We start from the raw sequence: 12,426 nt of genomic DNA, 5'->3' as shown, positions 1-12,426 counted from the left end.
GGCCGGATGGGCGGCTCCACGGGGAACTCGCCCGCGGCCAGTGCCGTCCGGCGGAAACTAGGAGGCTTGATATGCGCAAGAAGATCGGGTTGGCCGGGCTCGCCGCCGGCATCAGCTTTCTGGCCATGGGTTCGGCCCAGGCTGTCGAGATCGAATACTGGCAGTATGTCTTCGACACCAGAGTGGAGGCGATGAACCAGCTCATCGCCAAGTTCGAGGAGGCTAATCCCGACATCACGGTCAAGCACGTGACCTTCCCCTACGCCGACTATCAAACTCGCGTGGTGGCAGCGAAGGTCGCCGGGCAGGGCCCGGATGTCGTGCAGCTTTTCTATGGCTGGCTGGACAATTTCGTTGCCGGCGGGCTGATCCAGCCGCTTGACCCGGAAGTCTTCCCTTATGACCAGATCGAGAGCGAGTTCTTCCCGATCGTCTCGGCCATGAAGCGCGGGGACTCGTATTACGGCCTGCCGACGGCGGTCCGTTCTCTGGCCCTCTTCTACAACAAGCAGCTTTTCGAGGAGGCGGGCCTCGATCCGAACAATCCGCCACAGACGCTGGATGAGCTCATCGAAGCAGCCAAGGCGACAGTCAAGCGTGACGGTTCCGGCAACATTACATCCGAAGGCATTACCGTCTCGATGGAGGGACAAGACCACCAGTGGTGGCGCGAGGTGCTGATCCGTCAGTTCGGCGGTCAGCCCTATTCCGACGACGGACGGTCCGTGGCATATAATGACGAGGCCGGCCTTGCGGCGCTCAAGTTCATCACCGACCTGCAGCTTGAGCATAAAGTCGGCCTATCCGGCTTCATGGACGAGGGTCAGGCGGCGTTCCGTGCCGGCCGGGCGGCCATGACCATCGACGGCACGTTCCGCCTCGGCGCCTTCGCCGATAACCCCTTCGAGTGGGGCGTGACGGAACTGCCGGCCAATGCCGACGGCCTGCGCTCCAACTATGCCAGCTACTTTGCGAATGCGATCGGCGCCACGGCTGAAGGCGAGGAGCTGGAGGCGGCGCAGAAGTTCCTGGCCTATATCTCTTCGCCGGAGGCGATGGACATCTGGCTCGACGTCGTGGGCGAACTTCCCGCACGTAAGGCCGCGGCCCTGACCGAGGAAAATCTCGCGGACCCGATCTACGGGCCGTTCCTGAAGGGGCTTGAATACGCCCATACGACGATCTTCGTCGACGAGCAGGCCCAGCGCCAGGTCGCCATCGACATGGCTAACCGCGTTCTCCTGCAAGGGCAGGATCCCGCCGAGTCCCTGGCGCAGGCGGCGGAAGAAGAACAGGCGATTCTCGACCGGTTCTACAACAAATAGGACCCGAAACCGCCATGGTATCGGTTGCGAGACAGGCAAGCCCGGCGCAGAGCGCCGGGCTTTGGGATCGCTTTTCGATCCGCACCAAGCGGGTGATCTGGGCTTGGGGCTTCCTTGCCTTGCCGATCGTCTTTTACGTGACCATCCGCTTCTACCCCACCGTGCAGGCCTTCTGGCTTTCGCTGACGGACTGGGACCTTCTGAGGCCAGCCACCTTCATCGGCCTCGACAACTATAAACGCCTGTTCGCCGATCCGCTGTTCTGGCAGGTGTTCCGCAATACGTTCACCTATCTGATCATCGGCACGCCGGTGAGCCTGGTGCTCTCCTTTATTATCGCCTTTTATCTCGACCGCGTGCGGTTCATGCACGGATTTATCCGGGCGCTCTATTTCCTGCCTTTTCTCACCACAGCCGCGGCCATGGCCTGGGTGTGGCGGTGGTTTTACCAGCCAGTGCCCATCGGCGTGATCAACGACGTGCTGCAGTTGATGGGCCTTCCGCAACAGCCATTCCTGCGCTCTGTGAACCAGGCGCTGCCCGCGATCATGGTGACGGCCATCTGGGCTGGGCTGGGCTTCCAGATCATCATCTTCATGGCGGGTCTGCGAGCCATCCCGACCACCTACTATGAGGCCGCACGCATCGACGGTCTCGGCGAATGGGCGATTCTGCGCAAGATCACGCTGCCGCTCCTGAAGCCCACCACGGTGTTTCTGGTCGTCTTCTCCTCCATCGGGTTCCTGCGGATCTTCGATCAGGTCTATAACATGACGACCAACGATCCCGGCGGTCCGTTGAACTCGACCAAACCGCTGGTGCTGATGATCTTCCAGACGGCCTTCTCGTCCTATGACATGGGCTACGCGGCGGCGCAGACTGTGGTGCTTTTCACCATTCTTCTTGTCGTTTCGCTGGTCCAGCTTTGGGTGCTGAGGGAGCGCAGATGACTGCCGACGCATCTTCCGTGGAGCTGGCCGCCAACAGCCGCAAGATCAGACCCGGGCGCATCCTGGCGTGGACGCTGCTTTTCATCGGCGGCCTGATCATGGTCACGCCGCTGCTCTACATGTTCTCGACATCGCTGAAGACCGCAGGTCAGGTCTATGATCTGAGGCTCATTCCGGCGGAGCCGACGCTCGACAACTATATCCGCGTGCTTTCCGACGGGCGTTTTCTGCGCTGGTTCCTGAATTCGATCTTCATCGCGGCTACCGTCACGCTCTCCAATGTCTTCTTCGACAGCCTCGTGGGGTACACGCTCGCCAAGTTCGAGTTCCGCGGACGGTATCTTGTCTTCCTGGCCATCCTGTCCACGCTGATGATCCCCACGGAGATGCTGGTGATCCCGTGGTACCTGATGTCCAGCCAGCTCGGGTGGCTCGACACCTACTGGGGCATCATGTTCCCCGGCATGATGACGGCCTTCGGCACCTTCCTCATGAAGCAGTTCTTCGAGACGGTTCCGGACGATTTCCTCGAGGCCGCGCGCGTCGATGGCCTCAACGAGTTCACCATCTGGTGGAAGATCGCCATGCCGATGGTGACGCCGGCGATCTCCGCACTTGCCATCTTCACCTTCCTCGGCAATTGGACCGCCTTTTTCTGGCCGCTCATCGTCGTCACCAGCCCCGAGAACTACACGCTGCCCGTGGGCCTTTCGAGCTTCGCGGTAGAGCAGTCGATCCAGTGGGAGATGATCATGACAGGAGCAGCGCTCGCCACGATACCGACGCTGATCGTGTTTCTCGTGCTTCAGCGCTTTATCGTCCGCGGCGTGATGCTAGCGGGGCTCAAGGGGTGACGATGGACGATCCGCGCAAGACCGACACCAGCGTTTTTCCCGATCCCGTCTACAAGGAGACGGTATTGAGGCCGCTGTTCGACGGCGCCAAGCTGCATCATGTGGAGGGCTTCCGCGCCATCGACCGGGCGCATCTCGTGATGCTCGCGGAGACCGGGATTCTGGACAGGAGCCAGGCGGCGGCGATAGCCAAGGCGCTTGTCGACATCGATCGCAATGTGGATGTTTCAAAGCTCAGCTACACCGGCGAGGTGGAGGATTTCTTCTTCCTTGTCGAGAAGGAGCTGAAGACGCGGCTCGGGCCCGATCTCGCCGGCCGGCTGCACACCGCGCGCTCTCGGAACGATATCGACCACACGCTCTTCAAGCTGGCGCTGAAGGAGCGCATCGACGTCCTGCTCCAGAAAGCGCAGGAGCTTCTCGAAGCGTTGATCGCGGCGGCACGGCGTGAGAGGGATACGCTCATCGTTGCCTATACCCACGGCCAGCCGGCGCAGCCGACGACCTTCGGCCATTATCTTTCGGCGGTGATCGAAGTGCTCATCCGCGACATCGAGCGGGTCCATGCGGCGCGCGAGATTGTCGATCTCTCTCCGATGGGCGCGGCGGCGATCACCACCTCCGGCTTCCCGATCGACCGCGCACGCGTGGCCGAGCTCCTTGGCTTTTCGGCGCCGCTGCGGAACTCCTACAGCTGCATCGCTGCGGTCGATTACACCACCGCCACCTATGGTGCGATGGAGCTGATGTTCCTGCATCTGGGCCGCCCTATCCAGGATCTCCAATTCTGGACGGCCTTCGAAGTGGGGCAGGTCTACGTGCCGAATGCACTGGTGCAGATCTCCTCGATCATGCCGCAGAAGCGCAATCCCGTGCCGATCGAGCATTTGCGGCATCTCGCCAGCCAGACCTTCGGCCGCGCCCGCACGATGCTGGACGTGATGCACAACACGCCCTTCACCGACATGAACGATTCGGAAGGCGAGACTCAAAGCCTGGGTTATCAGGCTTTCGACAGCGCCTATCGCGTGCTTGATCTCCTTGCCGCGCTCGTTTCCCAGATCAGGATCGATTCCAAGCGCGTGGCCGCCAACATCCGTCGCTCCTGCATCACCATCACGGAGCTTGCCGACAGTCTCGTCCGGCGCGAGGGCCTGTCTTTCCGCGAAGGGCACGAGATCGCCGCCGCCGTGGCGCGGGCGGTGGTGGCCATCGAAGGCGATCTCGCGACAGACGGCTATGCGCCTTTTGTCGAAGCTTTCGAGAAGTCCGTGGGACGCAAGACGGCGATCGATGCGGAGACCTTCGCGGAACTCGTTTCGCCGGAGCATTTCGTCGCCGTGCGGACCCGCTTTGGCGGCCCCGCCCCGGAGCCGCTTAATGCCGCGCTCGAAAGCTACGAGGCGCAGTCCCGGAATTTTGCCGAAAGGATGACGCGTATTGCCGAGCGGAAGGCGAAGGCTGCGCGCGAGCTCAATGAAAGATTTGCTGCACTGATGGAGCAGGCCTGATGGCACGGATCGAACTCGAAGGTCTCACGAAGAATTACGGCCGAGTGACCGCGGTAAAGGGAATCGATCTGGACATCGAGGACGGCGAATTCGTGGTTTTCGTTGGCCCCTCCGGCTGCGGCAAGTCGACGACGCTGCGCATGATCGCGGGCCTTGAGGACATTTCCGCAGGCGTGCTCAGGATAGGCGGCGAGGTCGTGAACCAGCGCGAACCGAAGCAGCGCAACATCGCGATGGTGTTCCAGAACTACGCCATCTACCCGCATATGACGGTGCGGCAGAACATCGGCTTTGGCCTCTATACGGCCAAATTGCCGAAGGTGGAGAAAGAGGCGCGCATCCGCGAGGCGGCGGCCACGCTGGGGCTCGAGGATCTCCTCGACCGCCGGCCGGCGGCGCTTTCTGGCGGCCAGCGTCAGCGGGTCGCCATAGGCCGTGCGATGGTGCGCAATCCCGTTGCTTTTCTGTTTGACGAGCCGCTTTCCAACCTCGACGCGCAGCTTCGTTCCGCCATGCGCATCGAGATCAAGCGGCTGCATCAGCGGCTGACGACGACGACAGTCTATGTCACACACGACCAAGTCGAGGCGATGACCATGGCCGACCGCATCGTGGTGATGCGCGACGGGCGCATCCTGCAGGTCGGCACGCCCGTCGAACTCTACGAGAACCCGGTGGACGTATTCACGGCCCGCTTCATCGGCAGCCCGGCCATGAATTTGATACCAGGCATGGCAGGCGAGGGCGGTCTTCGAGTGGGTGAGACAACGCTCGAAGGCGTCGGCCCCCATGGATTGCCCAACGCTGATGTTCTGGTCGGCATCCGCCCGCACGATCTCGTTATCAACGGAAATAACGGTGGCAGGCTCTCCCTTTCCGGCGTCGTCACGGCAGCGGAGCCTCTTGGCGCTGAAACGCTGGTGCATCTCGATATCGCAGGTACGGATGTCATCGCCACGGCGCCCGGGAAGGTGGTGCCTGCGGTGAACAGCACGGTGACGGCGCACGCCGCGCCGGGCTCGCTTTACCTGTTCGACGCCAAGACCGAGAAAGCGCTGGGTCGGGCATGACATCTGGGCAGGCGCGTGGCGGGGCTGTGCTCAGCCTCGGCCGCATCTATTGCGACCTCATCTTCATTGGACTGCCGGCCATGCCTCGGTTGGGCCGCGAGGTTTTTGCCGAGGGCATGACCCTGTCCCTCGGAGGGGGCGCTTTCATCACCGCTGCGCACAGCGCCGCCCACGGGCGGACCACCGCACTCGTGGCACGGTTCGGCACGGACGCGCTGTCGGCGGCTATGGAGCCGCAACTGGCCATCCAGGGCATCGACCTGCGTTTTCTCGACCGGCATCCCGAGGCAGGGCCGCAGGTCACCGTGGCCATGATCGAAGGCGAGGAAAGAGCTTTCCTCTCGCGGCGGGCCGGCAAGGCGGAGCCGGCGACACTCGAGGCGGCGCTAGCATGGTCTGAGGCGAGGCATCTGCACATTGCCGAATACGCCACGCTGGTGGAGATGCCGGGGATCGTGGAGCGCGCGAAAGCGCGGGGTTTGACCGTTTCCCTTGATCCGAGCTGGGATGACACTCTCATCAGGGATCCCCAGTTTCTCGACCGCTGCGCCGGGATCGATGTGTTTTTGCCCAATCTGGAGGAGGCGAGCGTGCTGGCCGGTGCGGCGGAACCGCGGCGCGCCATTGCGTTCCTCGCCGAGCATTTTCCGGTCGTGGCGCTGAAGCTCGGTGCCGATGGCGGCATGCTCAGCATGGACCAGGAGATCTTGACCCTCCCCGCGCCTCAGGTCGCGGTCGTCGACACCACCGGAGCCGGCGACGCGTTTAACGCTGGCTTTCTGGATGCGTGGCTGGACGGCAGGCCCGCGGGCGAATGCCTCTCAGCCGCAATCGATGCCGGCAGCCGCTCCGTTCAGGCGGCAGGCGGCGCGTCTGTGCTTGCGCGATAGGCGTCGGTCGCACTACCGGCGGCCGTCAGCTACCCCATTCTCGGAGCGTAACCGCCCTTATGCCCGGCGAACGGCCTCCTCAATCCGTGCCCGGATCGCGCGCTGCACATGCCTTTCCACTCCCGGCTTCGTGGAGCCGCCGTCGGGCTCGCCCCAGGTAACGACGACCTCGCCTGCGGAATCGGCAATCTTCTCATCGAGCACCGCGAGCGAGATCCACGCCCGCGCGGCCGCCGAATAGACGGGAAGCAGGGAAAAGCCCACACGCCGACCATCCTTCGTCACCTCATCGGCTAGGAAATTGGCATAGTTGGCGACAGGCATCTCCATATATTTGGCCCGCTCGTTCTCGCCGTACATGCTCGCATGGACGCCAAGCACATCGTCGGAATTCCAGATAAGACGCACCTTCTTTCTGATGGGCTTCCCCATGGCCTTTTCAAGGGCGGCCCTGCCGCAGAACTCGTGGTCGAACTTGGTCATGAATCCATAGCCGATCTCGGATGGGCGCACATAGAGCTCCTCGAAATCATCGAGTGGGAAGCTGCCGCCGAACGAGGCGCGCCCCTCGAATGTGTCGGCCGGCAGCCATTCGCGGAATGCCCGCGTCGCCTCGCCCGTGTAGATCGCCGGCAGCGCCGTTCCGATCCAGCCAGACTCCATCGCCGTCACCCGGAACACCTTGGCGCCGATCTGGCGCAGCCCGTATTTGCGTCCGGCGGCGAGGATCGCCTCCTTAACGGCTGGACCCCATTCGGAAGGACCCCAGAATTCAAACCCCGGCGCACCGGACATGCGGTGATTGAGCGCCGTCACCTCATGTCCTGCTAGCGTGAACCGGCCCATCTTGAAGAAGCCGATATCGGGAAGCGGGCCGCCATGCACTTCCTCGAGAATCCGCAGTGCGGCGGGACCTTGCACCTGATACCGGAACAGGCGGCGGTCGCTGAGCCTCGGCGAGGGCGTCCCGAAATGCGTGACCTTTGCGTCATAGTGCCCGCGTTCGAGCTGGAAGCGTATCCAGTGCAGCGCTGCGGATTTACCCACGAGGCAAACCTTGTCGGGCTCCTCGCAGGTCAGAATCGCATCGCCGATATAGAACCCGTCACTGTTGCAGACCACATACTGCTTCGCCTGCATGGGGCCGAAGCGTGCGAAGCTGTTGATGCCGAAATCGGAAAGAAGGCGGATGGTGTCCGGGCCCTCGAGCACGAGTTCGAACATGTGGAAGGACATGTCCTGGAAGGCCGCGGTCTTGTGCCAGGCCTCCTGCTCGTCGCGCCAGTTGGTGAATTCCGCCGGCAGGGGAAAGGTCACCGACTGATCCTGGCTGTGATAGAGCATTTGCGCAGCCGAGCCGGCTTGGGCGATACGGGATTCGAGCGTTTGCATCGCACCTGTCTCCTAGAGCTTTTTCAGAAGCGGCCGGACAGCAGAGCCGCCTTGGCGAATGGCGTGGGCGCGCGCCCCAGCAGCATTTCGAGGGTAAGACCATTGCCCGGCAGACCGTGCCGGCCATAATATTCAAGCATTGCACGGTACTCGTCCTGCTGGGGGCCGGTCCATCCGCGCCTTTTCGAGCGTATTTCGACCTGCCGGTCCATGTCCGCCACCTCTACGCTGATCGGACGCCCGAGAGCCCTGGAGAGCTCCGTCGCCATCTCGCGTATGGTAAGCCGCTCCTTGCCGGCAAGCTCGAACGTCCCGAACGCCGTACCGGGATCGGAGAGGACGCGCACGATCGCGTCGGTGAGGTCGGTAAGGGCGATGACATTGAAAGGGCGGTCAGGGTCGAAAGGGGGGCGGAGCGTCCGCCCGTCCTCGGAGAGAAAAGACAGGACGGTCTGGACATACATGGCCGGTTGCAGGATCGTCCAGATAAGATCGCTTTCCCGCACCATCAGCTCGACCCGCGATTTGCGCAGATGGTGCGGCATGCCGGGTGTCGGTGCGTGCAGGACCGAGTGATAGACCAGGCGCTCGATCCCGTTTCGCGCCATGGCCGCCATGACATTGGCGGCGAAACGCTCCTCTCCCTCATTGAAGGAGGGAGGAATGAGATAAACAGCCGTGCAGCCCCCAAGAGCCTCCGTGAGGGCGTGGACGTCCTCCAGGTCGGCCACCGCCGTCTCCATGCCCTCGGGCAGCCTCCCGGCGTACTCGGCGCGGCGCAATAAGGCACGTGCCTCGATGCGATGCTCCTTGAGGGCTGCGGCGAGCGCCTGCCCCGTCAGGCCGCCGGCGCCAAGGATGGCCACTTTGCTGGTGCTCCGGGTCATCTCTCAAACCTCCAGGAAATTCGCCCGCTCCCAGGCTTCCTCATCAGTCCTCCTCGAGGAAGGCGACCGGACGGACCCATGCCGCCGATGCGCCGGCGATCTTGATGGGGAAGCAGGCAACGGTGAAGCCATGCGAAGGCAGCTTGTCGAGATTGATGAGCTTCTCCATCTGGAAGTAACCAATCTCGATGCCGGCCTTGTGGCCTTCCCAAATCACGGACTTGTCGCCGGTCTTCCGATAGGCGGCGGTCATCGAGGAGAACGGTGCGTCCCAGCCGAAACCGTCCGTACCGACGACCCGGATGCCGCGCTCCGTAAGGTAAAGAGTCGCCTCCCGGCCCATGCCGCAATGGGCGTCTTCGTAATCTTCCGCTCCATAGCGGGCGGCGCCGCGCGTATGGACGAGCACGATGTCGAGCGGCTTCAGCGTATAGCCGATTGCGGCGAGTTCCTCCTCCACGTCCTTCGCGGTGACGACATAGCCCGCGGGAAACCTGGTAAAGTCGAGCTTGACCGCTGGCCGGAAACACCATTCGAGCGGAACCTCGTCGATCCCAGGTGACTTTCGCGGGCCGTCTGGAAGCGCATGATCGGTCGTCGGATGATAGTGCCAGGGCGAATCCATATGCGTGCCCGTGTGGGTGCCGAGATAGATCCGCTCGGTGGCCCAGGACTGCCCCTCCGGAAGCGCCTCCCGCCCGACGCCCGGGAAGGCGGCCTCGAAGGCGCCGTTGTTGAAAGGCGCTTCGTGATCGAAATAGTCGATTTTAGGGCGGTGATTTTCCGGGTAGATGGGGCTGTTATCCAGCGTCACCGCTAAATCAACGAGTTTCATGGAAGCCTTCCTGTCTGTCAGCGTAGAATGGATCGTCGGCCGATGGAGAAGGTGCGACGGTCACCTCGGCCGCCGGCATCGTGACGATGTCTCCGAAGGTTGCGTAGTTGGGGCCGCCTAGCCGAGCGACGGGATCGAGTTCCCGCGTGTCGACCTTTCCGTTCCGCAGAAGATGATCGGCGATCTGAAACATCAGGACCCGGCCGATCACGATACGCTCACCTTCCTCGCCGAGCTCGATCGTGGAATGAAGCCGGCATTCGAGCGCGGCAGGTGCCGCGGCGATGCGCGGCGTCTTTACTGCCGCGCTCGCGCAGGTTTCCAGCCCCAGTGCTTCCACCTCGCTTTGACCCGCGGGGTATTCTGCAGAACTCGCATGAAGCGGCCTGAGCAGCGACCGGTTGGCGATATTGACCACAAATTCCCGATTCCTCAGGATGTTGACCACCGTGTCCTTCATCTGGCCCTTGCGGTCGTATTCATGCAGTCCGGCCGTGATCGTCACCATCGGCGGCTTGTGAGCGCAGAAGGTGAAGGCGGAAAAAGGTGCCAGATTTACCTTTCCCTCCGGTGACAGGGTCGTGATCCAAGCGATGGGGCGGGGCACGACCAGACCGGTCATCAGTTTGTAATTCTCCTGGAACGTCTGCGGACCAGGGTCGATTTGCGCCATTCCTTGCATTCCTTTCTTCGCCTTTGTGGTTTGGGCCGCCAGGCCCGCGCCGTGCGGCTTAAGCCCATTGTTGGAGTCATCAGCCCATCATGCCCGGCAGGAACGAGACCACTTCCGGCATCGAGACGATGATCCCGACCACGGCGAGGAGAGCGATGATGAAGGGGATGAGCCCACGGCTGATGGCCGCGACGGAAATGTCGCGGGCGGTCGCCCTGAAGACGAAAAGATTGAGCCCCACGGGCGGAGTGATCAGTCCAAGCTCGCAGACGAGGATCACGAAGATGCCGAACCACACGGGGTCGTATCCGATGGCCGTGACCATCGGCAGGAAAAGCGGAACGGTAAGCAGCATCATGGAAAGGATTTCGAGCACCATTCCCATAACGAAATAGACCGCCGTGATCATTAGAATGAGGGCGATTGGGGTCAGGTGGGAGCTTGCGACCCAGGCTTTCAACTCGCCCGGCAGGCCGGTGACTTCGATGAAGTTGGCAAAGATCAATGCCCCGAACAGAATGACGAATATGGTCGCGGTCGTAAGCGCCGCGTCGGTCAGCGCGTCCTTCAGCACCCGCCACGTCAACGCCCGGCGCCAGAGAACGAACAGGAGCGAGCCGGCAGCGCCAATCCCCGCAGCCTCGGAGACGGTAAAGACGCCGAGATAGATTCCGCCCATCATCCCAACGAACAGCACAATCACTCCGCCCGTCCTGCGCAGATAGAACAGGCGCTTCCGCCAGCCCTGCCGTTCGCTGCGCGGGCCGCTTTCCGGGTGCAGCAAAACGGTGGTGAGGACCGCGAGCATGAGAAGGCTTACCGCTATCAAGCCCGGCAGCACCGCGGCCATGAAAAGCTTGCCGATATTCGTTTCTGTGATGATGCCGTAGATGACGAGCGTCGTGCTTGGCGGAATGAGAATTCCGAGGGTCCCGCCTGAAACGATCGATGCGGATGCGAGGGAGCTGGCATAGCCTCTCTGCCGCATGGAAGGCAGCGCCACCTTCGCCATCGTGGCCACCGTCGCCATGCTCGATCCGCAGACGCAGGAGAACCCGCCGCACGCCGCGACAGTGAACATGGCAAGGCCGCCGCGACGATGGCCGAGAAAGGCTTCGGCCACGCCGAACAGGTCTTCCGCCAACCCCGATCGGGCGATGAAGCTGCCCATGAGAATGAAAAGGGGCAGGATCGACAGGTCGAAACTCATGACATTGTCGAAGATAACCTGGCCGGCGGAATAGACTGCAGCGTCCGGACCGATGAGGAGCGCAAACCCGGCGAAGCCCACGAGCGCCATGGCGTAGCCCAGCGGTACGCCGAGGGCGAGGAGCAGAAAAAGGCTTGCCAGACCGATCGCGGTCAGGATCATTCCTGGTCCTCCGATTTCCCGGTGAACCCTGCATATTTTACGAACTGGAAAAGCATGATCGCCAGGCAGACCGCCCACATCGCAAAGATGAAATAGGCGACGGGATAAAGCGGCATCGGAAGGAGAACGAAGCGCTCGCCCGATTCATGAAAGCTGCTCGCCCTTGCGTACGACACCCAGACGAGACCGGCCACGATGGTGACGGAAATGGCGAAGCCGAGCAGGCGCGTGAAACGGCGGAACGATCTGGGGATGAAGACTTCGAACACCTCCACCTGTATATTGTCCTGCCGGGCCACAACGACCGGAAGGGCCAGGAATACCAGAAGCGCCATGCAGATCTGGACGTATTCGAAGCTGCTGCTCAGCGGGGCATTGAAAACGTAGCGGCCGATTACGTCGACTGCGACTACGAGCATCAGAGCGAACAGCGCGGCTCCGGCCGCAAGGCCGAATGTGCGGTCCAGCCGGGTCACGATGCTACGACTGAGGATCGTTCTCCTCCCGGTATCCGGTATGGATTCACTCACGATGCCATTCCTCCTGCCCAGTGGGATTCAGTTCCCGCCAGGCTCCAGCATAATCATGCGAAAGTGTTGCTCGTGGCGAAATTCGTTTGCCTGATGCGACCCGCCGCGATGCGCCATGTTGCTAGCCGGGCGGGTGA

Annotated in this window: 12 protein-coding genes; 6 read left to right on the top strand and 6 right to left on the bottom strand. The window is 62.3% G+C overall.

Annotated elements, in window-relative coordinates; all coding sequences use genetic code 11:
• Nucleotides 1-71 precede the first annotated feature (71 nt).
• From NYR54_RS14610 to NYR54_RS14585, 6 genes are read left to right on the top strand one after another with little or no spacing between them, the layout of a single operon-like run.
• On the top strand, nt 72-1,325 hold the full coding sequence (locus tag NYR54_RS14610) for an extracellular solute-binding protein (RefSeq protein ID WP_261516439.1): 1,254 nt from the start codon (nt 72-74) through the stop codon (nt 1,323-1,325).
• 14 nt (nt 1,326-1,339) lie between these two features.
• Nucleotides 1,340-2,275 carry a carbohydrate ABC transporter permease gene (locus NYR54_RS14605; RefSeq protein WP_261516438.1) on the top strand — a complete coding sequence of 312 codons (936 nt, stop codon included), beginning with the start codon at nt 1,340-1,342 and terminating at the stop codon, nt 2,273-2,275.
• Nucleotides 2,272-3,129, top strand: coding sequence for a carbohydrate ABC transporter permease (locus NYR54_RS14600; RefSeq protein ID WP_261516437.1), 858 nt, complete (start codon nt 2,272-2,274; stop codon nt 3,127-3,129). The genes NYR54_RS14605 and NYR54_RS14600 overlap by 4 nt, the downstream gene beginning before the upstream one ends.
• Before the next feature lie 2 nt (nt 3,130-3,131).
• Nucleotides 3,132-4,640 carry an argininosuccinate lyase gene (gene argH / locus NYR54_RS14595; RefSeq protein ID WP_261516436.1) on the top strand — a complete coding sequence of 503 codons (1,509 nt, stop codon included), beginning with the start codon at nt 3,132-3,134 and terminating at the stop codon, nt 4,638-4,640.
• The gene (locus tag NYR54_RS14590; RefSeq protein WP_261516435.1) at nt 4,640-5,710 is read left to right on the top strand and encodes an ABC transporter ATP-binding protein; all 1,071 of its coding nucleotides are present in this window, start codon (nt 4,640-4,642) and stop codon (nt 5,708-5,710) included. The genes argH and NYR54_RS14590 overlap by 1 nt, the downstream gene beginning before the upstream one ends.
• Nucleotides 5,707-6,600 (top strand): carbohydrate kinase family protein, encoded by an 894-nt coding sequence (locus NYR54_RS14585; protein ID WP_261516434.1) that lies wholly within the window; start codon nt 5,707-5,709, stop codon nt 6,598-6,600. The genes NYR54_RS14590 and NYR54_RS14585 overlap by 4 nt, the downstream gene beginning before the upstream one ends.
• A gap of 57 nt (nt 6,601-6,657) precedes the next feature.
• Here NYR54_RS14585 and NYR54_RS14580 read toward each other — a convergent pair whose 3' ends face one another.
• The 6 genes from NYR54_RS14580 to NYR54_RS14555 form a co-directional block, all read right to left on the bottom strand.
• The gene (locus tag NYR54_RS14580) at nt 6,658-7,992 is read right to left on the bottom strand and encodes an aminomethyltransferase family protein (protein WP_261516433.1); all 1,335 of its coding nucleotides are present in this window, start codon (nt 7,990-7,992) and stop codon (nt 6,658-6,660) included.
• A gap of 23 nt (nt 7,993-8,015) precedes the next feature.
• Nucleotides 8,016-8,879: an SDR family oxidoreductase gene (locus tag NYR54_RS14575; RefSeq protein ID WP_261516432.1), complete on the bottom strand. Its 864-nt coding sequence runs from the start codon at nt 8,877-8,879 to the stop codon at nt 8,016-8,018.
• Between the two features lie 43 nt (nt 8,880-8,922).
• Complete coding sequence (locus NYR54_RS14570) at nt 8,923-9,714, bottom strand: cyclase family protein (protein ID WP_261516431.1); 792 nt, start codon at nt 9,712-9,714, stop codon at nt 8,923-8,925.
• Nucleotides 9,701-10,387 carry a flavin reductase family protein gene (locus NYR54_RS14565; protein ID WP_261516430.1) on the bottom strand — a complete coding sequence of 229 codons (687 nt, stop codon included), beginning with the start codon at nt 10,385-10,387 and terminating at the stop codon, nt 9,701-9,703. Before NYR54_RS14565 ends, NYR54_RS14570 begins: the two co-directional genes overlap by 14 nt.
• Nucleotides 10,388-10,466: 79 nt before the next feature.
• Nucleotides 10,467-11,759 (bottom strand): TRAP transporter large permease, encoded by a 1,293-nt coding sequence (locus NYR54_RS14560; protein ID WP_261516429.1) that lies wholly within the window; start codon nt 11,757-11,759, stop codon nt 10,467-10,469.
• Nucleotides 11,756-12,289, bottom strand: a complete 534-nt coding sequence (locus tag NYR54_RS14555; protein ID WP_261516428.1) for a TRAP transporter small permease — start codon at nt 12,287-12,289, stop codon at nt 11,756-11,758. Before NYR54_RS14555 ends, NYR54_RS14560 begins: the two co-directional genes overlap by 4 nt.
• Nucleotides 12,290-12,426: the final 137 nt, after the last annotated feature.

The organism is Chelativorans petroleitrophicus (assembly GCF_025398195.1).
GTDB classification, from domain to species: domain Bacteria; phylum Pseudomonadota; class Alphaproteobacteria; order Rhizobiales; family Rhizobiaceae; genus Chelativorans; species Chelativorans petroleitrophicus.
The sequence above is the reverse complement of the archived record's forward strand: the minus strand, read 5'-3'. Positions and strand labels throughout refer to the sequence as shown.